At 37.2% G+C, this 24,455-nt stretch carries 23 protein-coding genes; 14 read left to right on the top strand and 9 right to left on the bottom strand.

Translation table 11 applies throughout. The annotated features are described in order from the left end of the window. Positions 1–300 precede the first annotated feature (300 nt). Positions 301–1,116: an alpha/beta hydrolase gene (locus F938_RS05065; RefSeq protein WP_026040298.1), complete on the top strand. Its 816-nt coding sequence runs from the start codon at positions 301–303 to the stop codon at positions 1,114–1,116. A gap of 135 nt (positions 1,117–1,251) precedes the next feature. Here the strand turns inward: F938_RS05065 and purN are convergent, their stop codons facing one another. After that, positions 1,252–1,884 carry a phosphoribosylglycinamide formyltransferase gene (purN, locus tag F938_RS05060; protein WP_005029963.1) on the bottom strand — a complete coding sequence of 211 codons (633 nt, stop codon included), beginning with the start codon at positions 1,882–1,884 and terminating at the stop codon, positions 1,252–1,254. An 8-nt stretch (positions 1,885–1,892) separates the two neighbouring features. Further along, entirely contained in the window at positions 1,893–2,963 is a 1,071-nt protein-coding gene (gene purM, locus F938_RS05055) for a phosphoribosylformylglycinamidine cyclo-ligase (protein WP_004831458.1), read from the bottom strand. Between the two features lie 135 nt (positions 2,964–3,098). Here purM and cxpE point away from each other — a divergent pair, with 135 nt between their 5' ends. From cxpE to F938_RS05020, 7 genes are all read left to right on the top strand, one after another. Next, a complete protein-coding gene (gene cxpE, locus F938_RS05050) occupies positions 3,099–4,301 on the top strand; it encodes a chloramphenicol efflux transporter CxpE (protein ID WP_004831457.1) in 1,203 nt (400 codons plus the stop codon). Positions 4,302–4,316: 15 nt separating this feature from the next. Continuing rightward, a complete protein-coding gene (hda, locus tag F938_RS05045) occupies positions 4,317–5,024 on the top strand; it encodes a DnaA regulatory inactivator Hda (RefSeq protein WP_004831456.1) in 708 nt (235 codons plus the stop codon). Between the two features lie 176 nt (positions 5,025–5,200). Continuing rightward, on the top strand, positions 5,201–7,009 hold the full coding sequence (rbtA, locus tag F938_RS05040; protein WP_005029960.1) for a rhombotarget A: 1,809 nt from the start codon (positions 5,201–5,203) through the stop codon (positions 7,007–7,009). A gap of 10 nt (positions 7,010–7,019) precedes the next feature. Beyond that, on the top strand, positions 7,020–9,458 hold the full coding sequence (locus F938_RS05035; protein ID WP_005029958.1) for a CSLREA domain-containing protein: 2,439 nt from the start codon (positions 7,020–7,022) through the stop codon (positions 9,456–9,458). A gap of 169 nt (positions 9,459–9,627) precedes the next feature. Beyond that, positions 9,628–10,410 (top strand): hypothetical protein, encoded by a 783-nt coding sequence (locus F938_RS05030; protein WP_004831452.1) that lies wholly within the window; start codon positions 9,628–9,630, stop codon positions 10,408–10,410. A gap of 54 nt (positions 10,411–10,464) precedes the next feature. After that, positions 10,465–11,574 (top strand): toxic anion resistance protein, encoded by a 1,110-nt coding sequence (locus F938_RS05025; RefSeq protein WP_085944247.1) that lies wholly within the window; start codon positions 10,465–10,467, stop codon positions 11,572–11,574. A gap of 48 nt (positions 11,575–11,622) precedes the next feature. Further along, entirely contained in the window at positions 11,623–12,540 is a 918-nt protein-coding gene (locus tag F938_RS05020) for a hypothetical protein (protein WP_004831449.1), read from the top strand. 92 nt (positions 12,541–12,632) lie between these two features. Here F938_RS05020 and F938_RS05015 read toward each other — a convergent pair whose 3' ends face one another. Next, positions 12,633–13,253 (bottom strand): DsbA family oxidoreductase, encoded by a 621-nt coding sequence (locus F938_RS05015; protein ID WP_005029955.1) that lies wholly within the window; start codon positions 13,251–13,253, stop codon positions 12,633–12,635. Positions 13,254–13,660: 407 nt separating this feature from the next. Between F938_RS05015 and ahpF the strand changes: the two genes are divergently transcribed. Further along, positions 13,661–15,226, top strand: a complete 1,566-nt coding sequence (ahpF, locus tag F938_RS05010) for an alkyl hydroperoxide reductase subunit F (protein WP_005029953.1) — start codon at positions 13,661–13,663, stop codon at positions 15,224–15,226. Positions 15,227–15,369: 143 nt separating this feature from the next. On the opposite strand, the gene F938_RS05005 is transcribed toward ahpF, so the two are convergent. Then, positions 15,370–16,038: an FMN-dependent NADH-azoreductase gene (locus F938_RS05005; RefSeq protein WP_005029952.1), complete on the bottom strand. Its 669-nt coding sequence runs from the start codon at positions 16,036–16,038 to the stop codon at positions 15,370–15,372. Positions 16,039–16,152: 114 nt separating this feature from the next. Here F938_RS05005 and F938_RS05000 point away from each other — a divergent pair, with 114 nt between their 5' ends. Continuing rightward, positions 16,153–17,037: a LysR substrate-binding domain-containing protein gene (locus tag F938_RS05000; protein ID WP_005029950.1), complete on the top strand. Its 885-nt coding sequence runs from the start codon at positions 16,153–16,155 to the stop codon at positions 17,035–17,037. Between the two features lie 185 nt (positions 17,038–17,222). Here F938_RS05000 and F938_RS04995 read toward each other — a convergent pair whose 3' ends face one another. From F938_RS04995 to arsC, 3 genes are all read right to left on the bottom strand, one after another. Then, positions 17,223–17,474, bottom strand: coding sequence for a YfhL family 4Fe-4S dicluster ferredoxin (locus tag F938_RS04995; RefSeq protein WP_004831442.1), 252 nt, complete (start codon positions 17,472–17,474; stop codon positions 17,223–17,225). Between the two features lie 9 nt (positions 17,475–17,483). After that, entirely contained in the window at positions 17,484–18,884 is a 1,401-nt protein-coding gene (trhP, locus tag F938_RS04990) for a prephenate-dependent tRNA uridine(34) hydroxylase TrhP (protein ID WP_005029949.1), read from the bottom strand. A gap of 164 nt (positions 18,885–19,048) precedes the next feature. Continuing rightward, positions 19,049–19,477, bottom strand: a complete 429-nt coding sequence (gene arsC / locus F938_RS04985) for an arsenate reductase (glutaredoxin) (protein ID WP_005029946.1) — start codon at positions 19,475–19,477, stop codon at positions 19,049–19,051. A 102-nt stretch (positions 19,478–19,579) separates the two neighbouring features. Here arsC and F938_RS04980 point away from each other — a divergent pair, with 102 nt between their 5' ends. Further along, positions 19,580–19,903, top strand: a complete 324-nt coding sequence (locus F938_RS04980; RefSeq protein ID WP_004831439.1) for an ArsR/SmtB family transcription factor — start codon at positions 19,580–19,582, stop codon at positions 19,901–19,903. A 33-nt stretch (positions 19,904–19,936) separates the two neighbouring features. Next, positions 19,937–20,965, top strand: a complete 1,029-nt coding sequence (gene arsB / locus F938_RS04975) for an ACR3 family arsenite efflux transporter (RefSeq protein WP_316249727.1) — start codon at positions 19,937–19,939, stop codon at positions 20,963–20,965. Positions 20,966–21,015: 50 nt separating this feature from the next. Here arsB and F938_RS04970 read toward each other — a convergent pair whose 3' ends face one another. Beyond that, the gene (locus F938_RS04970; protein ID WP_004831437.1) at positions 21,016–21,420 is read right to left on the bottom strand and encodes a Cd(II)/Pb(II)-responsive transcriptional regulator; all 405 of its coding nucleotides are present in this window, start codon (positions 21,418–21,420) and stop codon (positions 21,016–21,018) included. Positions 21,421–21,592: 172 nt separating this feature from the next. On the opposite strand from F938_RS04970, the gene F938_RS04965 reads away from it, so the two are divergent. Beyond that, a complete protein-coding gene (locus F938_RS04965; protein WP_005029941.1) occupies positions 21,593–22,234 on the top strand; it encodes a cation efflux transmembrane domain-containing protein in 642 nt (213 codons plus the stop codon). Positions 22,235–22,579: 345 nt separating this feature from the next. On the opposite strand, the gene F938_RS04960 is transcribed toward F938_RS04965, so the two are convergent. After that, the gene (locus tag F938_RS04960; protein WP_005029939.1) at positions 22,580–23,428 is read right to left on the bottom strand and encodes a hypothetical protein; all 849 of its coding nucleotides are present in this window, start codon (positions 23,426–23,428) and stop codon (positions 22,580–22,582) included. Positions 23,429–23,687: 259 nt separating this feature from the next. On the opposite strand from F938_RS04960, the gene F938_RS04955 reads away from it, so the two are divergent. Continuing rightward, positions 23,688–24,257 carry a TetR/AcrR family transcriptional regulator gene (locus F938_RS04955; RefSeq protein ID WP_005029937.1) on the top strand — a complete coding sequence of 190 codons (570 nt, stop codon included), beginning with the start codon at positions 23,688–23,690 and terminating at the stop codon, positions 24,255–24,257. Positions 24,258–24,455 lie beyond the last annotated feature (198 nt).

The following is a 24,455-nucleotide window of genomic DNA, read 5'->3' as shown; positions in this document are numbered from 1 at the left end:
TTTCGTGTTTATACAAATTTAATGCGATCAGAGAAAAACCAACCATGTTTGATCAATAGTTAAAAATATACAAATACTGAATAGTCCCTCAATAATCAATACAACCAGTTAATGAAAGAAAAGTCAGAAAAATCAAAGTCTTACTATCTTCATTTATTATCAGTAGATTCAAACTGAATTCAAAAGAATAATCTAAACAGTCTAAAAAAAGTGTTTAACGCAAGCCAAGTTATCCTATACAGTGTTTTCAATTGCCTAGATTTTTGAATGTAAAAGGAACACATGACTCGCTTATCTGAGATGAAACCTGTTATTCACTTTGCCCATGCCAATGGTGTACCTTCAAAGGTATATACAAAACTGTTTGATTTGTTAAAAGATCAATATGATGTCATATATGTATCGTTACTGGGAACTGATCAACGTTATCCGATCGATAACAATTGGTCGAACTTTGCTGATCAAGTGATTGATAGCATTGTGCAGCAATCCAATGGTCGTAAAGTCATTGGGCTAGGGCATTCTTTAGGCTCTGTTGCGACATTTTTAGCTTCGTTTAAGCGACCAGATTTATTTGAGCAAGCGATTTTGCTAGATCCCCCTTTAATTATGGGGAAAGCCTCATTATTTTTTAATCTTGCAAAAACTTTTTTTCCAAAAAAAGTCGATCAAATTACCCCAGCGCATTTGAGCTTACGTCGACGAGATCATTGGGAATCACGTCAACAAGCAGCAGAGCTACTGAGACCCAAAGGTTTTTATCAGCATTTTGATGGAGATTGTTTTCAAGCATATATTGATCATGCCTTAACGGAAGATCATGTACGAGGTGGAGTCACTTTAACCATTCCTAAAGATGTGGAAGTTGCAATTTTTAGAAGTGGTCCATCTTATTGGTGGTTGCCGCATCCACAACCCAAAGTACCCGTTGATTTAGTGATTGGTTCAGAGAGTCCATTTTTAAAACGTAAATTTCCTCAAATCGTGAAAAAGAAATTTAATATTCCTTTTACAATCACATCAGGGGGACATATGTTTCCTTTGGAGCATCCAGTTGAAACAGTTGGACTAGTCAAGCAATTGATACGAAAAAATAATTGCTTTAAGGGGATATAGATTTTTCTGTAGACAGACGATTACATGCGTATTGAATTTGATTTGGAAATTTATAATTTTGAATTGAATGATGTTGAGCAATAAAAAATGCATCCTAAGATGCATTTTTGGAGCATATTTCAACATACAAGTTGTTTAAAACTGACAGAACTGAATTGGTTTTTCAAGCATTTGCCCTTTATATAACACTTGGCCATTATCCAAATGTTGAAGAGTGCCATTACAGATCCACTCAACGGCTTGAGGATAAATTAAATGTTCAAGAACATGTACACGTGCTGCAAGAGATTGTACATTGTCATGCAAATCAACTTTTAAAATGCCTTGTGTTAACGCCTGACCTGCATCCAATTCAGCGGTGACATAATGCACAGTACAACCATGCCACACATCCCCAGTTTTTAAAACACGTTCATGGGTATGCATGCCTTTGTAGTTTGGCAATAAAGAAGGGTGGATATTCACCATTTTACCTTGCCAAGCATTTACAAATGGGGCACTCAAAATGCGCATAAAACCCGCGAGAATGACCAAATCAACATCCCAATCTTTTAATTGTTGATGCATAACATCATCAAATGTTTCACGATTAGGATAATTTTTATGTTCAATTACACGAGTCGCAATACCTGCTTTTGTCGCGCGCTCTAAAGCATATGCTTCAGGTTTATTGGAAATTACCCCGACAATTTGCCCTGAAAGATTGGCATCAATCAAGGCTTGTAGATTACTTCCACTGCCTGAAACAAGTACAGCAATTTTAATCATGCGAAAACTTAGGCAAAAATGACACGAATTTTTTCGTCAGCGCCTTCAACAGAAGCTGGATTTTCCTGAATATGACCAATTTTCCAAGCTTTTTCGCCTTGAGCGGTCAACACTTCAATGGTTTTATCTGCATCATTCGCATCAACGGCAATCACCATGCCCACGCCACAGTTGAAAGTGCGGTACATCTCAAATTGTTCAACACCACCTTCACGTTGTAAAAGTTTGAACAGTTCAGGCCATTCCCATGAAGACTCATTGATTACAGCCTGAGCACCGTTTGGAAGTACACGTGGTAAGTTACCCGGTAAGCCACCACCGGTAATATGAGCCATGGCATGTACATCAACTTGCTTGCAAAGTTCAAGAACTGGCTTAACATAAATACGCGTTGGTTCCATTGCAACATCTGCAAGTGGGCGACCATCAATGATTTGTGTTAAATCAACGTTTTTCACATCCAGAATTTTACGAAGCAAAGAGTAACCATTTGAGTGCGCACCAGAAGATGCTAAACCAATCAAAACGTCACCTGCTTTAACTTTAGAGCCATCAATAATTTTGCTTGCTTCAACAACACCTACAGAAAAACCTGCAAGATCATAGTCTTCGCCTTCATACATTCCTGGCATTTCAGCAGTTTCACCGCCGACTAAAGCACAGCCTGCAAGTTCACAGCCTTGACCAATACCAGTCACTACATTTGCAGCAACATCGACATTGAGATGACCTGTTGCATAATAATCAAGGAAGAATAAAGGTTCTGCACCACACACTAAAAGGTCGTTTACACACATTGCAACCAAGTCTTGACCAATTGTGTCATGACGGTTTAAGTTTAATGCTAAACGTAGTTTTGTACCGACACCATCTGTACCTGATACAAGAACTGGTTCTTCATAACCTTTAGGAATTTTGCAAAGTGCACCGAAGCCGCCTAAACCACCCATTACTTCAGGGCGTGTTGTGCGTTTAGCGACTGATTTGATTCGATCGACAAGTGCGTCGCCCGCTTCAATATCGACACCAGCGTCTTTATAGCTTAAACCAGTGTTTGGGGTAGAAGTTGAGTTGCTCATAATTGAAGTCTCCGCATTCGCGCGAGGATTATACCTGAATATACGAAACTCTTATGTTATTTATGCGCCAAAATGTTATCTTTATTAAAATATTTTACTCTCAATAATGATTAAATTTGAAAAAGGCGTGATTCGATGCATGATCGGACTTTAAAACGAATTTTTATTCTTGCTGCAATCGCTTTTGTTCTATGGATTTTGTACTTACTGAAACCAGTCGTGATTCCATTTGTCGCTGCATTTCTGGTCGCTTATCTGTTTAGCCCAGTAGTTGAAAAGCTGACTAAATTTTTACCACGCTGGCTGTCTATTTCAGTGGTATTTATCGGAATAGGTGTATTGCTGACTTGGGCAATTTGGTTTGTGGTGCCTTTGGTTTGGAAACAATTAATCTATGCGCGAGACAGTATTCCTGCTGGAATTCATTGGGTGAATGCGACTTTTTTACCGTGGTTATCCAATAATTTTAATGTAGAGCACATGGAGCTTGATACAGACCAGATTTCTAAAGTGGTCATGGACTATGTACAAACTAACTATAGTGCAGACAGTATTCAATCGATGGCGTTAAAAATCGCGCAGTCTGGATTAAGTTTTATTTCGATTGGCGGTACGATTGTTTTAATTCCAATTATCGCATTTTATTTCTTGCTCGATTGGAACCGCATGTTAGAAAGCATGAAGGGATTTATTCCGCGCCAATATGAAAACAGTGTTCTTAACATCGTTGCTGAATGTCATAGTGTTTTGGGAGCTTTTGTCAAAGGTCAATTTTTAGTCATGGTCTTGTTGGGCATCGTATATGCCGTTGGCTTACAGTTGGTTGGATTGGAAGTCGGATTGATTATTGGGATGATTGCAGGTCTATGCAGCATTATTCCGTATTTGGGTTTTGGTGTAGGTATTATTGCCGCCATTATTGCCTGTTTCTTCCAATTTGGTCTTGATGTAAAACATTTATTGATGGTTTTAGCGGTATTTGGTGTTGGGCAATTGATCGAAGGATACATCCTGCAACCTTTCCTTCTTGGGGATAAAATTGGTTTATCACCAGTCGCTGTGGTTTTTGCGGTACTTGCTGGTGCGCAATTAGGCGGCTTTGTTGGGATGTTGATTGCGCTTCCTGTTGCTGCGGTGATCGTCGTTTTACTGAAACATCTCAAAGAGTTATATCAACGCAGTCAATTCTATAAGTCAGAAAGTACACTGGTCACCATACAAAATACTGGAAGTTCTGAGACAATTTCGGTTGAAAGCGATCAAGTTGATCTTGATATTGAAGTAAAAAACACGCAAGATACTGATGAATCGATTAAAACTGATCAAAATCCACTTTAGGAATGATTTGAATATATGCGTCAATTACAGTTGGATATAGAACCACAACTGGATGCCAGAATTAGTGATTTTTCTGGACCGGGTTGGGGACCTGTAATTGATGCTGTGCGTCAGCTTCATGCGGGCTTGATGAATCGTTTCTATATCTATGGTGGTGCTGGAACTGGAAAAAGCCATTTACTCTCTGCAATTTGTGATTCTTATTTAGAAATTGGTAAGTCTGCAATAAAAGTATCTTTACTGGAGTTGTTGGACGCTCCCATAGAAGCAATTACTTCCCTTGAAAGTTATGATCTGGTTGCCTTAGATGATATTGAGGCGATCAGTGGTGTGCCACATTGGCAAAAAGCAGTTTTCCATTTAATCAATAATAATAATGAAGATGGCGGGCAGTTGGTATTCTCATCGAGATTTGCGCCGATTGAATTAAAGCTCGAACTTCCTGATTTACAATCACGTTTAACCCAAGCAGTAAGTGTAAAAGTACCGAGTGGGCAGTCTTATGCAGATCGTCATGCATTATTACATTCTGTTCTGGAACGTCGGGGTGTACATTTTGACCCGCAAATAACGGAATATTTGCTATTACATGGACCACATCAAACGAGTACACTACTGCAATCTGTTGATCAACTAGAAAAATTATTGAAGGGTGAGAAAACTAAATTATCTCATGCGACACTAAGACAACTCTATGCATTGATTGATGAGTATAGACAATAATTATTTGTATTTTATAGTGATTTTTGATCTATATTTAATCTGATATGTGATCGACAGCGTATAAATAAAAATTCTTGAGAATTTTTATTAGCTGTGACAAAGTACGCAAAAAGGACTGATAGCAAAGCATTATGCTGGCTAATAAGAAATAATTAAAAGAAATCAAGGAGACTATAATGCTCAAACGGGGCATAGGCTTAGGATTATTATGTATTACTGGTCATGCATTCAGTGCAAATATTACTGTCACTACAACAGATGATATTGTAAAAGCAGACGATCAGTGTTCATTAAGGGAAGCAGTTGAATACGTCAATCAGGGCATGCCTGAAGCTGGCTATAACGGATGCGGTGGTAAAGATGCAACAGCAAAAATCATGTTGCAGGCAAATAAAGAATATTCACTGACAAAGCAAATTCATATTTTAAAAGATGTGGCATTTGGCTCCGATTATCAAACCAATGTTAATGATACTGAGTCTATTGTTGGACGAAGAAATGCCATCATTAAAATGGTAGGTAAAGACCGTTTATTTCAAATTGAAAAAGCAGTTGATCCAAACGCAACCACTCCTCCTGCAATGCTTAGTGTTGCTTTTGATGAGATCACTTTAAAAGGATGCGGGCAGTCGATTTGTGCGGATCAAGGTGGTTTGATTTATAACAAAGAATCGTTGGGTATCAGTAACGGTCAGCTTTTAGATGGTTCTGCCCGACAAGGTGGCGCAATTTATAATGCGGGTATATATAGCGCAAATACCGCGCTCAGTTCTGTGGTATTGTCAAAAACTTTAATTAAAGGCAATAAGGCAGCAGAGGGAGGCGTCATTTATACTGAACTGCCATCATTTGTTATTTCTCAATCATTGATTCGAGACAATGAAACAAGCAACAGTAGCAGTTCAAATTTTGAAACACAAAATCAATTCTCTGAAGATGCATTAAAAGCGATAGGTGCTTCTGTTTTGTTTGGAGTCGTAAACAGTACGATTTTTAACAATAAAGGCTATGTGATTAAAATTTATGATGCGATGCAAGTTAATAACATCACCATGATTTTAAATAGTATGGGTTTGATTGTGAATGCACCGCAGAAGAAGGGTTATGTTGCCAATAGTATTATTGCGCAAAATGGTGCACAAGATTGTACTGTGGTGGCTGGTGGAGAAGCTGAGCAAATCAGTAATAACCTCTACTCATCAGGCTGTACTGGGTTTAAATCGACTGCAATGGGGAATGCTCAACTGATTGCAGGCGCAACAACTGAAGGTAAATGTGACTATAGTAGCAATGGTATTTTATGTCCTTTTGCAGAGTCTCCTACGATTGCCTTAGGATATTTTTTACCAAGAATTTTACCGAGCTATAATTCAGCAGAAGACTCGTTGATTATTAATCATGGACCTGCTGTACAAGATAAAATATTGTCATGCTCAGCAACTGACCAGCGTGGCAAGAATAGAGACATAAATGCTGAATTGTGTGATCGTGGTTCAGTTGAATTGGTGATTGACACGAGTAATATATCTCTAGTTGGACAAGACATTTTGTATGGTGAAAAAGCTAAATTTTCCATTGCTGATCAGTTGCAAGATGGGGAGTTGGTGAGCCCTGAAAAATGTAAACAGATCTTCAATCGAGATGTGGATGACAATGGTAAACCATGGCAAATCGGTTGTCTTAAAACAGTGCAAACCAATACACCGTCTAAGGGTAGCTTAGTGATTGATCAAGCGGGTGATCTGGTTTATACCCCGAATGGGAATTGGCAAGGTTCAGATGAATTTAAAATTAGTGTAGTGACATCCACAACAAGTTTTAATAAATCAGATAACCCTTATATCACGATACCTGCACGAGTTGTACAAAGAAAACCTGATGATTTTAAAGATTATAAAGTCAAAACATCTGGCGGAAGTTTAGGGTTTTTCTCTATCGTAGGTCTTATTGGATTAGCTGGTTATAGACGTTTAAAAAATAAGTAAGGGATTGACGATGAAAAACTATAAAAAAGGATTTCTGACACTTGTTATATTGTCGACCATGTCATTAATGGCGGCAGAAGATAAAACGATTTATGTCACGACTTTTGATGATGAAGATGGGACAAATCCTGACAAGTGTTCTTTGAGAGAAGCATTACACGCTGCTGCCATACACAAAGCTTATGGTGGCTGTAGTGCTGGGCAAATATATTCAACAGTGCCGAACGTGATTCAGTTAGAAGCAGGTGAGTATAAGTTAAACAAAGAGTTAAGACCAAATTCTGATGTCTCTATCGTTGGGAAAGAACCAGGAGACTACAGTCGCCCTGATGTACTCACCAATCAATTTCCTGCGGCAACGCCAATCAAAACCACAATTTCTGGTCAAGGCAATTCACGTATTTTTAATACCATCTATGAAAATAAGCCAGGCTTAGTGCTCAATGATTTAATTTTAAAGGATGGTTCAAGTTTAGGTGACAGTAATCACAGTGTTGGTGGGGCAATTTATGCAGGTGGAGCACTGACTTTAAATAATGTCACTATCCTGAATTCCAAGGCAAAAGTAGGTGGTGCGATTTATTTAAATGATGTGACCAGTTCACTCAATATAAATTATGGCGTTTTTGATGGGAATAGTGCGGATCAAGGCAGTGTACTTGGGATGACGTGCTCAGATAATTTGGGATTTACGACACGTACCATTGGAATTAACTATGCCAGTTTTCTGAGAAATGGATCCGAAAATAGCCTAAGTATGTTTAGCTTTTGTGGACAACCTGCTATTACACTCACCGCAAATACCATTACTGATAATATAGCAAATTCAAATCAAGGCAGCATTATTCAATTTACGCAGAAGACGCCTCAAGGTAATGTGAGTTTAGGTAACTACGCAACGTTGTCTTTAACCAGCAATACGATTGTCAAAAACACAGCTTGGTCAACATTGTTATATGGTTTTAATGGTGTAAAAGCATTAAGTAATAATATTTTGGCCTACAATACTGGCAAGTCTTGTCGTTATGCAGATGGTGATGTCAGCAAGGTTGAAAAAACAAGTGTTGTATTGAACTATAATGCTTTGACAATGTCTGCTGGAAATGATCAATGCGAAGTTGCAGAAGAAGTCAGGAAAGACGACAAAGACAATACCTTTGATGTCAGCAATATTAACTTCTCAACACTTTTAAATGAGCTTGAGCCACCTAGTGAATCTACTGGTTTTATGCCAATGTATTTTCCTAAAAACTTAGGGACAGACAAAGATCTGGTGGATATCGGTTATACAGGCTGTAGTGGTAAAGATCAGCGTGGTGTAACTCGTGTCATTGCCGAAAATTCGAATGGTGAAAATGATGTTGCCAACTCTTGTGATATTGGCTCAACTGAAGTTTTACGCTTAACGGCAAATAATCTTAGCGCAACCAATAGTTCTGTCGTAGAAATGTTGAACTCTTATCAAACTGTACTGGATAATTATAATAAGTTATTGGAAGATCCAGCGACCAATAAAGATTATATTCCTTTTTATAAAATACAGTCTGAGACGTACAGTAACTTAATCAAATACACCAAATCTGAGCAGAAATATCGGACAATATTTGTGGATCCTTTTGCTGCGAATCTGCCTGCCGAGATCGTAACAAAAGATGCAAATGGTCAAGATACACGTCTGGTAAAACATTTAAATACGGATAACTATACAGTAACTGTAAAAGCGCTTGGTGTGGGCACATTGAATGATAAAAAGGTATTTGTAGGTAAAGAAGATCCAAACTTTAAATGTGAATGGAATCCAAATCTGAAGAGAATCATGTTATGGCGTATCAATGATAATGTTACACCATCAGGTGATAATGAATTCTGTAGTTATCAGTTGCAATTAATTGCAGATCCAAGCATAAAATCTTCTGCATATATCATTGGAAGCTTTACCAATATTGCACCAATCGCTAAAGACGCAACATTGAATATTGAATATGGTTCAACCAAACCATTGGATGTTGATTTACTGCAATATGCCAATGATGACGGTGATGGAAATGTTGCAGCCTTAACAGCAAAACCGAATAAACCAAAATTCTATGTCAATCCAGAAGGGATTGAGCTGCCTATTCGAATTGCAAATACTATTGACCCTTTAGTGATTACATCAGACCGTAGTGGACCATGTCCTGGCGATGACGGTAAATATACCTGTTATAGCGGTAAGGTCCATATTCAACTCAGAAGTACACTTGATCCATTCAGTTATAATTTTACTTACTATGTGTATGATGCTGATGGGAAAATTTCAAATTCAGCGACAGTGAAATTGCAAAACTCAGGAACAGCACCAGGCAGTCCACGTGTCAGTGGTGGTGGGGCGTTTGGATGGGTGAGTTTATTTGGTTTGTTTGGATTGGTTGGGTATCGTCGCTATCAGATGTATAAACAAGCGAAATAACAATTGAGGTTTATAAAACCAGCTTTTCGAAGCTGGTTTTTTTTATATCTGTATATTTTTTGCTATTTAGTTAGGCTTTAAGCTGAATTTGTATTATAAGTTTTAATTAGACAGGGTGAGTCTGATGATTGCCCTTAAATCATTGAAAAATTATTCATTTTGAACTGATATGAAACAATTTACTGTACTGACTCCACTTGAACAGATTTCTTGTAATGCTGATGAATTGCTTTCAATTAAACGTAATGACCTCGTTCCATTGTTGGATAATCAAACCCGACTCAATTTGTATGCGGATCAATTAATCCAAGCACAGTCGGTACTGTTAAAAAGTATTGATCCGAGTTTGACACAAAAGTTAAGTCAAATTATTGCGCAAATTATTGAACAGTTATCAGCATCAAAGAAAAAGTTGAACCAAAGAAAATTCAATGCCATACAAAAATGGTTGGGCTTAGATTTAGAGTTTAGTGTTGGTCAAGTAAAGTATTTAAGAGATTTAGAGAGCTCAATTGATGAAGCCAAACAATTAAGCCAACGATTGCAAGTTGAAATTCAAAAGTCAGAATCTCGTTTTCAACAAGCCAATGGTCTAAGAGAGCAAATGGCAAAATATATTCGTGCAGCACAGGAATTTTTAGATGAATATCCTGTGTTTGTGCAACAACGTCATCCTTTGGATAATTTTTCCGAGCGTTTGTCAAAAAAGATCAACACTTTACAGACTTTACAAGCCAGTAATGATATTGCATTGGCACAGATGCAGTTAACGCAACAACTTTCCTTAACATTATTGGATCGTTTTAATGAAGCGCAACACGTCTTAATTCCTGCATGGCAGTATCATGTAAAACAGAGCAGTGCACAAAATTCTTTGGTGACGACTGAAGAACTTGATAAAAGTCGTGATAAATTAATTCAATCTTTAAAGAAATCATTAGAAAATAAATAGGGTAGATCTATGAGCGATTCGAATCAGCAACCATTAACAACACAAGCAGATTCTATGACAGCAAAAACAACAGAATCAAATTCTCCACTAGAAATCCAAAAATTTGAACAATTGAATCTCAAAGAGATTGGTTTAAATACAGAGGATTTTAATGAGGTTGTTAATGCCCATAAAGACTTGGCAAATATTAACCATGCAGCAGTTGCTGAGTATGGAAAAAATATTGCAAGCAAGACCTCCTCTTATACTGATGAATTATTGAATCTGGTTAAAAATAAAGACCTCGATGTGACTGGGCAAAAGTTGAATGAAGTGGTACAAGTTGCACAACAGCTCAACACATCGAGTATTTTGAACCAATCAAAAAGTTCAGGATTTATTGGCAGTCTTTTAAATAAGTTTAAAGGCGCAAAACAAAGTTTTGACCAACATTTTAATACCACCAAAGAACAAATTGATTCACTGGTTAAAGAAATTGAAACTTCGCAAACGGGTTTAAAAGCACGTGTAGATACCTTGGACCGTATGTTTAACGGTGTACAGGAAGAATATCGTCAATTGGGGATTTATATTGCAGCTGGGCGGATTAAGCAACAAGAGGTACAACAAGAGATTGCTTCTTTATCTGCACAAGAACAAGATCAAAAAACCAATCAACGTGTTTATGACCTCAATCATTTAGCCAATAATTTAGAAAAAAGAGTCAGTGATTTGCAAGTTTTGCAACAATCTGCGATGCAAACTTTGCCAATGATTCGAATCATTCAGTCAAATAATATGATGTTGGTTGATAAATTCTATGCCATTAAAAACATCACATTACCAGCATGGAAAAACCAAATTAGTTTAGCGATTTCTTTAAATGAACAACGCAACAGCGTACAACTTGCCAATACGATTGATGACGCGACCAATGAGCTGTTAAAACGCAATGCCGATTTGCTCCATCAAAATTCAGTAGATACAGCCAAAGCCAATCAACGTTCAGTGATTGATATTGAAACACTTGAACATGTTCAAAATACCCTCATTAAAACAGTGAATGATGTGATTCAGATCCAAAAAGAGGGCATGCAAAAGCGTGAAGAGGCTTCAACCCGAATCAAAGCTTTGCAGTCGAACTTACAGCAGTTAGTCTTGGACAATACTGCGCAGCAATCTTGAAATCAATCTTAAATGTGCTCATTGATGTCTTGAATAAAGGTGTAATACTTGACTGAAAAAAATCAACATGCTGTAGATATTCAGCAAATAGAACATGGATTAAAAATGTTGCAACGCCGTAAGTGGAATCTCACGGCAGCAGCAGTGGTACTGTCTGCTGTTGGTGTAGCAAGTTTGATTTCTTTATTTTTTCAGCAGGAATGGGTCTTTAACATGTTTGGGGTGGCTCAACATGTGCATCAATTGCATTTGCCTTATATGGTTGATCAGCAATTAAGAGACGCAATTTATCAACCTGATTATTTGATGAACGCTTTTTCATGGTTGGGTTGGTTAATTTTAAAATTGATCGTTTCTTTTATTGGGGCATTTTTTGTCATTAAATTACTTAAAAAGTTACGATTTTTCTTGGTTCGTTTTCAGTCATTTATACTCAAATTTGTTGCATGGCTCATCGCTTTTATTGTGATATGGTCAGGTTTGACCTATGTACAATATGATCTAAAAGATGAGGGTGACAAAGAACTTAAAGCTTTTGTTCGTTATGATCAAAATATTCAACACAGTAATATTTACCGATATCTCAATAAATCTGAATTGCCAGAGCCTGTACAAAATTATTTATTGGCACAGACAGCATTAATGCACAAACCTGTAGATCAAGTGGTTGCAACAGTCTATGCAGAAAAGCTCATCAAAGCAGAGCAAGGCGATCCTCAATTCTTAGAATATGGATTTAAGCCAGAACAGTTATGGACGATTCAACATCAAGTATTTGATCAAGCGGTTTCACCACTTGCCAAAGGCGTTGAAGTTCAAGTGAATCGTGCAAATTTTTGGTCTAATATTGTCGAAAAGATGTTATGGGGAATTGGTGCAATTGGCTTAGTGTTAGGGTTATTCTTCTATTTGATTGCTTACCGGATGAGCAAACGTTTACAGCGGATCGGTCATCGGATGAGTTAATGTTGTAACTGTGATATCCCGGATTTCAAGTGAATAAAAAGCACTTTTTACTTTGATGAAAAGTGCTTTTTATGATTTGATTGGAATATTGACTAAGCTACGTCTTTTGCTCGTTGGGTAATGAGTTCCTTGAGTTCAAGTGTATCGAAAGTTTTATCCCAAATTTCACCATCAACTAAATAGTAAGGGGTTGGGTGCTTACCAAAGCTCTGTACATAATGGGTAATTTCAGCCTGTTTATCCGCAACTTCTTTATGCTGAATTGAACGTAGTACTTTATTGCCCTCCAGCCCCATACCTTCAATGACTTGTTTCAGCACTTCAGGATTAGCAATGTCTTTACCATGCGCAAAAATAGCGTGAAATAAAGCTTGGGTTAAAGCAAACTGATCAAAGACATTATCCAAAGCTAAAATTGCCTGATGCGCCAAGCGACTATTGGGCATACGTTTCATATGTTCAATATCAACGGTTAAGTCTTGACTATATGCTGCAAATTTTGCCATATCGAGTTTACGATTTGCCTCTTTAGTTCCGTATTTTTCAGTCAAATATTGGTAAATATCGAGGCCTTGTTCAGGAATTTCTGGTAAAACTTGCACAGGTAATAATTCGATTTTTTTCGCCGTAGGCTGATTCCAATGCTGTTTAAGTTTTTCAAACGCAACATAGCTCATTGGATAGACGATATCGAATACGAACTCTATTTTCATTGTTTTACCTCATCACTGATGTATTTAGAAATTGTGATTAAGTACACGTTGTTGTACTTAATAGGAGAAACGACAACATCAATTTAGCTTAAAACTTTGTGCAATCGTCGCGCACGTTTTTTTGTAGAAAGATGGTCGAAGAAATATTATTTTTATTGAAAATTAATTTAATTTTAAGTTTCAAGGTTGCAATGATTTCGATTGATTTTATCGACAATGCCCCGATATAGAAAAGGAATTTAAAAATTTAAGTATGATAAGGGGGGGAAGCAATGATGCATATTAAACAGAGAAAGGTTAAACTAAAAAACCGATTGATTTAATGAAAACAAACTGTTTTATCTATTTTTTAAATAGACGTAATATACATTCAACGAAAGAAATTTACTCCCTTGGAGATTGTTAGCATGTTAGATACAAATACTTCTGCTCAATTAAAAACTTTGTTAGAGCGTCTTGAAAGCCCAATTGAAATTGTTGCTTCTTTAAATGGTTCTGAGAAATCAGATAAAATTAAAGAGTTGGTAACAGAAATTGCGGCACTTTCAGATCAAGTCACAGCACGTTTTGATGGTCAAAATGAGCGTAAACCTAGCTTTGGTATCGCAAAAGTAGGTGAGCAACCACGTGTATTCTTCGCTGGTTTGCCAATGGGACATGAGTTCACTTCACTGATCTTGGCTTTGTTACAAGTTTCTGGTTATGCACCAAAAGTTTCTGATGAAGTTTTGGCGCAAGTGAAAGGCTTGAACCTTACAGCAAACTTTGAAGTGTTTGTTTCTTTAAGTTGCCATAACTGTCCAGATGTTGTTCAAGCATTGAACTTAATCGCGATTAATAACCCTGGTACGACTGCAACCATGATTGATGGTGCATTCTTCCAAGATGAAGTTGAAGAACGCAAAATTTTAGCTGTCCCGATGGTTTTCCAAAATGGCGAACATATTGGTCAAGGTCGTATGACTTTGGAAGAAATCGTTGCGAAATTAGACAGCGGTGCTGCGGCTAAAGATGCTGAAAAGCTGAATGCTAAAGACGCGTTTGATGTATTGGTGATTGGTGGTGGACCTGCTGGTGCAACATCTGCGGTATATGCTGCACGTAAAGGGATTCGTACAGGTATTGTCTCTGAGCGTTTTGGCGGTCAAGTGATGGATACCATGGATATTGAGAACTTTATCTCTGTACAGAAAACTCAAGGTCCAAAGTTTGGTTCTGATATGGAAGCACATGTACGTGAGTACGGTGTGGACATTATGAACTTACAAAAAGTAAAAAACATTGTAGGTGCGGATCAAACAACCAATGGTTTGGTTGAAGTTGAACTGGAAAATGGTGCAAAACTTGAATCAAAAACAGTCATCTTGTCAACAGGTGCACGTTGGAGAGAAATGAATGTACCTGGCGAGAAAGAGTATAAAACACGCGGTGTTGCATACTGCCCACATTGTGATGGCCCGTTATTTAAAGGCAAAAAAGTTGCTGTGATTGGTGGTGGTAACTCTGGTGTGGAAGCAGCGATTGACCTTGCTGGTATTGTTGAGCATGTTACCTTGATCGAGTTTGATACTAAACTACGTGCTGACCAAGTACTTCAAGATAAGCTCAATAGCTTGCCAAATACTACAGTGATCATGAATGCACTTTCTACGGAGGTGATTGGTGATGGTTCTGTCGTGACAGGCTTGAAATATAAAGATCGTGCCACTGATGAACTTCATACCCTTGAACTTGCAGGAATCTTTGTACAAATTGGCTTATTACCAAATACAGATTTCCTAAAAGAAACTGCTGTAGAACTTTCTAATCGAAATGAAATTGTGGTGAATGATCGCAATGAAACCAATGTGAAAGGTGTCTTTGCTGCAGGTGACTGTACAACCGTACCTTATAAACAAATCATCATTGCCGCTGGTGAAGGTGCAAAAGCTTCTTTATCTGCATTTGATTATATTATTCGTTCAGGTCAATAATGACTTGAACACTGTTGAAGTGTAAAGTCAGCATAGTCTCGATGATACTGACTTTAGCACTGTTAAACTGATGGCTTTACCCTTGATAGGAATTGAGTTGCTAACAGCTCAATTCCTTTTTTTGTCATAAATGTTGAATGAATTTATGGGGTTGTTTTTGTCTGTAGATTTCTAACGAGTGTTCGGGTTTTTTCTTCAGCAGCAAGGATAGAGTTTTCTAGCAACGTGCCACCAGTTTCCTGATGTTCAATGGCGATTTCATGAATTTTTTTGATCCCGATAAAATTAAATGCAGTTTTTATAGCAGGCTCTACATGGTTGGCAAAAGGCGCATCAGCTGAATCAAAATCATGTCCACCACGAGCAGAAAGAAGTACTAGATTTTTTTGATCATCAATCAGACCTGAATATGGCTGTGCTTGGGTGATATCAAAAGAATAGGTTTTATTCATACGCACAAGATGATCAATATAGGCTTTTAGATGAGCAGGAGGTCCAAAGTTATACATGGGTACGCCCAGTACAATTACATCCGCCCATTGTATTTCTTCAATCAGTTCATCACTGAGTTTTAAGCGTTGTTGTGCTTTTTCTTCGGATTCTGCATAGCCGAATTCTGAAATGATCCATTCTTCATCAATATAAGGTATGGGATTTTGTCCTAAATCACGATACTTAACATCAATAGATGAATCATTTTCACGCCATTGTTGAATAAATAATTCCGTCAAACGTCTGCTTAAAGAACCATGTGGGTGTGTTCCAGAAATACCACTTCTTAAACTGGTGTCTATTTTAAGTATATTCGTCATATTAATACGCTGTTGTTGATGTATTCATTATGATTTTTATTTAATTTGAAAAAAACGACAAACGATAAAAATACATGTTATAAATGAATTTAATTCATCCATGCATGTGATTTCATGGCTTTACACAATACACTCGAACAATTGTTGGCTTTTCAATATGTCGCAGAAGAACTGAGCTTTAAGAAAGCAGCAGATCAGCTCTTTTTAACGCCAACGGCTTTAAGCCATCGCATCAAAAAGCTAGAACAGCAATTGAATTTACAATTGTTTGAACGACGTACAAGATCAATTACGCTGACACCTGAAGGGGCTTATTTGTTGAAGCATGTGCGGTCTGGATTTGAACAGATTCAATTTGCTTTACATCAACTTGAACAGCATAAACAACGACTTTTCACCATCACAACGACACCATCTTTTGCAAGTGAGTGGATCATTCCGCATTTGCCCGAATTGCAACAGCGTTTCCCCAATATTATGTTTCGGGTGCATGCAAGTTATGATTTGGTCAATATGGCTTCTGGTTTATATGATTTAGCGATTCGTTATGGTTCTGGAGGCTATCAACATGTTAATGCTGAATTTCTTGCAACGGATGAATATGTTGCTGTTGGGTATGCTTCTTTAGATATAGAATCAATGGATTGGTCAAGCGTACCATTGATTCACTTCACTTGGGGAGATGAATATTGCCCCAATCGTGTTAATTGGCAAAAATGGTTTGAAAAACAAGGTTTGCATATACATGCAGGACAACCACAAGTGTTTTATACGCAGGAAAGCCATGCAATTCAGGCGGTATTGTCAGGGCAGGGTGTGGCATTATTAAGTCGTACCGCAATTGCCAATGACTTAAAGCACGGACGTATGAAAATTGTTTCTGAACATATTGAAACAGCATGGAACTATTATTTATTGACATTGCCTAACGCAGATTTTGTTGTTGAAGAGGTCAAAAGATGGTGCAGAGAGAAATTTTCACAGGATTATTTGGACTAATTCAATAAGAAAAAGCCAAAGTGTTCCCCAAATACACTTTGGCTTCTCCTTAATTTTATTGTTTTACCCTGTTAATGAGCTGCGCTGCCACTGCCCAATTCCATGTTGTTTATTGTTTTTGTTATTTGCTGATATATTAATAAAGCAAAATACGTTCCAAGATCAGCACTTGTTAAAAAAACTTTCTATCCAAAGAAACTTAGATAATGAAAACGATTTAACAATTGCGCTTGGCTTTCAATGTGCTCAGGATTTTGAACGATGCATTCAATAGGACAAACATCTACACAAGTTTGGCGATCATAAAATCCAACGCATTCTGTACAACGTTCGCTATCGATTTCATAAATATCCTGACCTTCAAAAATTGCTTGATTGGGACACTCTGCAACACACATATCACAATTGATGCATTTATCAGTAATCATTAAAGCCATTTTGATATCCTATACTGCTTGGTAAGCCAATGATGATGCTGAAATATCAGCAGTTGAATTAGGTAAGTTTCTAATTAATAAAGCATATTGCATATCAACATCCGCAGGGATTGGGATTTCGACAATATGCCCAGATCCTTTTGCATCCACAATAGGCTGTCTCTTTTTGTCCAATATCTGATTAAGGGTAAAGGTGATATTGCCCGATGTTGTCATCAGCTCCAGCGAGTCTCCGACTACAAAGCGATTTTTTACATCAATTTTGATGTAATCCTCATTTCTTTCTAGCACTTCGCCCACAAATTGTTGATGGTTAAAACGAGATGAGCCCGTTTCATAATTTTGATATTCAGCATGCACATGTCGGCGTAAAAAACCTTCGGTATAACCACGATTTGCTAAACCTTCGAGTTGTGTCATCAACGCCCAGTCAAACGGTTTACCCAGTTGTGCATCATCAATCGCTTTACGATAGATTTGCGCCGTTCTTGCGCAATAAAAGTAAGATTTGGTGCGTCCTTCAATTTTTAAAGAATGGATGCCCATCTTGGTTAAGCGATCTACATGTTGAACGGCACGTAAGTCTTTAGAATTCATGAAGTAGGTGCCATGCTGATCTTCTTCAGCAGCAAACATATCTTCTTCATGACGTTGTAATAAAACCGGCTCGCCAAATTGATGTTGTTGTATGGCGTGTTGCTCGTCGGCATCTTTATTGTTGCAACATACTGATGCTGTCTCCAGTGATTGGACTGGAATGACATCCCCAGATGCATCTTCTGCTGCTTCGTGAATATTGTACTCCCAGCGACATGCATTGGTGCAAGCGCCTTGATTTGCATCACGTTTATTCATATAGCCTGAAAGTAAGCAACGACCGGAATAAGCCATACAGAGTGCACCATGTACGAAAACTTCAATTTCCATATCGGGTACATTCTGCTTAATTTCCTCAATTTCTTCGATAGATAACTCACGTGACAAAATCACACGAGTGAGTCCCATATTTTTCCAAAACTTCACTGTTGCCCAATTGACTGCATTTGCTTGTACAGATAGATGAATCGGCATCTGTGGAAAGTTCTCTCGAACCATCATAATCAAGCCTGGATCCGACATGATGAGCGCGTCAGGTTGCATTTCAATGACAGGTGTAAGGTCGCGAATGAAGTTTTTTAATTTAGCATTATGCGGTTGGATATTGACCACAACATAAAATTTTTTACCCAACGCATGTGCTTCGGAAATTCCAATTTTTAAATTGGCATGATCAAATTCATTATTACGAACTCTTAAACTATAGCGAGGTTGACCTGCATATACAGCATCTGCACCGTAGGCAAATGCATAACGCATATTTTTCAGTGAACCTGCTGGAGAGAGAAGTTCTGTAATGTGAGAGATGCGCATAAAAATCTAAAGGCATACTAAAAATATGGTTTTATTGTAAGGGTTTAAAAATAAGATTCAACCTAGTAAAACACTCAGGATTATTAGGTTGATTTACAGTTAAAAATAAATTAATTCAATGATTTATGTTTAATTTATATTTCTTTTATGCACGTCGATAAGAATTATTTCACTCTTTTTAATGCTTGATTGATAATAATTTCACCATCTTCTTTAGAAAATGGATGTAATTGTGGAGCAGATAATATATCTAAAACCATTTCAGAAGGACGGCATAAACGAACACCTAATTCAGTGACGACGAAAGGACGATTAATCAGAATAGGGTGTTGCAGCATGAGCTCTATGAGCTGATCATCATTGTATTGTTGCCGTTCTAAATTTAAAACTGTGTAAACTTCAACATTTTTACGTAGTACATCTTTGATAGATAAACCCGATTGTTGGATGAGCTGAATCAACTGTTGTTTGCTGGGTGGATGATTTAAATACTCAATGATTTCTGGCTCTATTCCCGCATTTCGAATCAGTGCAAGAGTATTGCGGGAAGTCCCACAGTCAGGATTGTGATAAATTTTAATTTGAGATGACATAGATTTTAAGGCGCCATAGTGATTTGTGATCTTGTATTTATATATGGATATGCGTATATTCGCAATACTGAATATGGTGAATGAATAAATTGAGCAATCGTTATGCATCAAACAGATTTCTTTAAATGCTTATCTGACCCGACACGTCTAGATATTTTAAAAATGTTGGTGGCAAAAGACAGTGTTTGTGTATGTGAAATCACAGAGGTCTTGAATTTAAGTCAACCTAAGATTTCAAGACACTTGGCTTTGTTGAGAAATCTATCAATTGTATTGGATCAACGAAAAGGGCAATGGGTGTATTACCGATTGAATCCTGAACTTCCTGATTGGGCGAATGAAATATTAAATATTATCACCTTGGCAAATCACAACCTGATAGAAAAACATTCAGGTCTGATGAATATTAGTCATTGTTGTGAGTAAATCATGATGCGTTTTACCCAGCAGACTTCGAAAATGTCTTTTCTTGATCGACATCTGACATTATGGATTTTTATGGCTATGGCATTCGGAATTGCTATTGGCATATTTTTCCCGCAGGTATCGACAAATTTAAATCATTTAAGTTTAGATTCAGTCAATATTCCGATTGCGATGGGTCTCATTTTAATGATGTACCCACCACTTGCCAAAGTGGATTATAAAACGCTACCACAGGTATTTAAGGACAAGCGAACACTGCTTTTATCTTTATTGCAAAATTGGTTGATTGCACCGTGTTTGATGTTTGTTTTAGCCATTATTTTTTTACATCAGTATCCTGAATATATGACGGGTTTGATCCTGATTGGACTGGCGCGCTGTATTGCCATGGTGTTGGTATGGAATAATTTGGCTGGCGGTGATAATCAGTACGTTGCGGCTTTGGTTGCTTTCAATAGCATTTTTCAAATTCTTTTTTTTAGTAGCTATGCTTGGTTGTTTCTAGGTATTTTACCTCCGTATTTTGGTGTAGAAGCTAAATTCATTGACGTCGGTTTTTGGACCATTACTCATGCTGTTTTAGTCTATTTGGGCATTCCATTTCTTTTGGGTTTTTTGAGCCGTGCGATACTGGTCAAAATGAAGGGGTTGGATTGGTATACAAATATTTTCATCCCTAAAATCAGCCCAATCAGTTTACTGGCATTATTGTTTACCATTGTGGCAATGTTCAGCTTAAAAGGCGCTGATGTGATTAGTCTTCCTTTAGATGTATTGCGGATTGCGATTCCATTGGTTCTGTATTTTGTACTGATGTTTTTCCTAAGCTTTTTTATGAGTAAATGGATAGGAAATGATTATGCCAAAACAACGGCTATTTCATTTACGGCTGCAGGCAATAATTTTGAATTAGCGCTAGCGGTTGCGATTGCCACCTTTGGTTTGGCATCGCCTGTTGCCTTTACAACGATCATTGGTCCATTGGTAGAAGTTCCAGTTCTGATTTTATTGGTCGGGGTATCGTTGAAATTACATAAAACAGTATTTCAAAAAATTCAATAAACCAGAACTCAATGAAACATGGGACTGAGCGAATAATCGGAGTAAATCAATTATTCTGAGGCTTCTAGTTTTTTGATGATTTGACAGTGATCAATGGTGGTATTTAATGAGCAGGACTGACGTAATTGTTGTAATTGAGATTTAAAATTTTGCAATTCATGAATACGCGTTTCGACATGTTGAATATGTTCTTCGATCAACTGATCGATCACTTTACAATCCTGTTCAGGATGCTGAATTTGTTCTAAAAGTTGGGTAATTTCATGTAAGGTCATGTCCAATGAACGACAGCGTTTGATAAAAATCAGTCGTTTTAAGCAATCTTCATCATAGTATTTATAATTGTTTTCTGCGCGATAGCTGGACTGAATGAGCTGTTTTTTTTCATAAAAACGTACAGTATCAGTTGAAAGCTGAGTTTTTTTTGCAAGATCACTGATTAAATACTGCTGCATGATTATTCCTCTATTTTTTGCTTGACCTTGGACTTACTCCATAGTTTTAAATAGCAGTATAGCTTAATTTGATTATTGTCTATACCGCTCTTGCAATTACATTAAAAAAAGATCATGAGGTTGCTTGTGCAAAGACAAATCAACAACTGATATTTCACTCAGGAGATCTGTCATGGCATGTACATGTAGTCATGAACCTGCACCACAAAAACCGAATAGTAAGTTTAGAACGGCTTTGTGGATTGCTTTATTTATCAATCTTGCCATGTTTTTTGTCGAGCTGATTGGTGGTGCTTATGCACACTCTTCAGCACTATGGGCTGATTCACTCGACTTCTTTGGTGATGCTGTCAATTATGCAGTTTCTTTGGCTGTTTTAGGGGCAAGTTTGTATTGGCGGGCAACGGTTGCATTATTTAAAGGCGCAATCATGGCAATTTTTGGATTTGTGGTAATTGCAAAAACTATTTATGCATATATACAGGGGATTCCGCCCGAAGCAATCACAATGGGCGTTATTGGTGTCCTTGCACTTATTGCCAATGTGATTTCAGCAGTTGTGCTTTATGCATTTAGAGATGGGGACTCAAACATGCAATCTGTTTGGTTGTGTAGCCGCAATGATGCGATTGGGAATGTCGCGGTAATTTTTGCTGCAATCGGTGTATTTGGTACGGGAAGTATGTTCCCTGATTTGATTGTCGCAGTGATTATGGCAACTTTAGGGTTAACAGGTGGATATCAGGTGATTAAAAAAGCGAATCAAGAACGTAAACAAAATACTGCCTCACAACCAGCTTTAGAGTCGCGTTAAATTAAAGTATAGGGGGATGGGGGATATAAGAACTTCGACTCGGATATGTATGAAAAGCGCATCTTGATTGAGAAACGTGGATCGAAGTGAAAAATATTGATGATTTTTGTTTTGGTTGAGGTGGGATTCTGAAGGAATATCGACTGAGAAATTTTTACTCAATCGTAATAGTGCAAGTTTTGCTAATAAAGCCTCACTTTGATTTTACTGCTGTCGTTTTAAAGAAATATCCTGCTCATCCTTAATATCGTTGGTATTCATGGCGCCATACCGCAAAATATGATCGCAGTGCCAGCAAATGATGCCAATTAAACATGTTAGATAAAATTTGGCTGATGAAAAACATTAAATTGTTGCAGTACAAATTTTCATTTTGCTCCAAAAATTATTCCACAGAGCTAAATATTCAGACTGAATTTGCTGTAGATGTTGTTGATTTTCTGATGAGTAGCATTGTGCAAGCAATGTCCAAATATCATCTTGATGATTGTCATCATTGGCGAGTGTTGAAGCCTCCTGGTCAGCCAGACCATGACATGCATAGTAGCCCTCGATATAGATGCTATTATAAATCGCCATATTGTTTCGCAATGCTTCACTAAATTTGATCACCTGTAGTTCTGTGCACGCCAAAATCAGCAGAAGGTCAGCATAAGAGGACAAATGTTTTTGTATATACTCGGCGAGTGCATATGCTTCGATTTGAGTTTTACTTTGATCTAATGGTTCTAGGTCTAACTGCTGCATTAATTTTAAGAAATACACCAGATGAGATTTAGCAGCTGAACTTTGTTCAAGTTGATGGGTATTGAAACCCAATTCATCAATTAAGTTGAGCGACAGCAAGTAACGTGCATAAATTTTTGATGCGATTCTATTTTCTTCTAAGATATTTGAGTTTTGTTCCAACTTGTACGCTTGGTAGATTACCATGCTCAAAGCATCAGTAAAATTTTTAACGATAGCAGTAAAATAATTGATATGGATAAATTTTAATTGATCCAAACTAAATTGGCATTGATGAAGTTGCTCTAATATTGGATGTTTAAATAGAGGATGTTGTTGTGTCAGTCGCTTGAGATGATTTACAGCTTGAGTATTTTGTTGCCATATTTCAGGTTTTAAAGAATTTTGGATGAACTGCAGCAACTCAAGACGAGTATGTTCTGATTGCGTAAAAGAGAATATGTTCATATGCTGCATTGAAATTTTAATTTTACCGTTTTTATCATAGTCAAAAATAAATTAATTTGCTAGTATTAACTCAATTTTAATATTTTATATTTCAGACACTTGTCCTTTGTTCAAGATTGTTTTGTGCAAAAAATCTATGTTGTTGCAAATTTAAGATATAATTCCTATCATATCGTGAAGTAACGCCTATATATGTGCTGCTCTTATAAGCTAATGCCTTAATTTTAATCTTAAATTTTTATACGTTGGGTAAAAATAAATGTCAAAAAAAGAGGACATCATTAATACAGCGCTGAAACTCTTTAATTCTTATAGCTATAATTCTATTGGTATAGACCGGATTATTAGTGAGTCTGGCGTTGCAAAAATGACGTTTTATAAGTATTTCCCATCTAAAGCGAAATTGATTGAAGAGTGTTTAGTGACTAGAAATCATAATTTGCAACAATCCCTAGGTGCTGCAATAGCCGAGTGTGATCCTGACGATTATTTATCTCATATTAGAGCTATTTTTGTGTGGTACAACGCTTGGTTTCATTCAGCAGATTTTAATGGTTGTATGTTCCAAAAAGCGGTTGAAGAAATTTCAAAAATATATCCTTCATCATTGCAACCAGCAATTGATTATAAGGAATGGTTAAAAGGGCATTTGAGTCATGCTCTACGTCATTTAGGCATAAAACAAGATGTTCAAATGGCAGGTTTTTTGTCGAGTATCCTTGATGGAATGACGATTCAAGCTCAGATTGATCCCAAGCAAGTGAGTTTAGATGATTATTGGAAAAGAGTAGAAACTTTGATCCAAATGGAATTGGCAGTCGCTTCTTAATATTGAATATTCGCAGGACAGTTTATGTCGAATTGAAGCTTATGCATAAATTTATGTTCAAGCTTCACTGTCGAATATTAAAATAAAAAAGCGCGATAACTTTATGCTATCGCGCTTTGCTGATAAGTTTCTTATGTACTTAACGCTTATTGCATTCACAATCAACGTTAAGATGATGAGATGCTTAAGCGTCTTCTT

This window comes from Acinetobacter bereziniae LMG 1003 = CIP 70.12, assembly GCF_000368925.1.
Classification (GTDB): domain Bacteria; phylum Pseudomonadota; class Gammaproteobacteria; order Pseudomonadales; family Moraxellaceae; genus Acinetobacter; species Acinetobacter bereziniae.
Note: the sequence above shows the minus strand (reverse complement) of the source record. Positions and strands in the feature narration are given on the sequence as shown.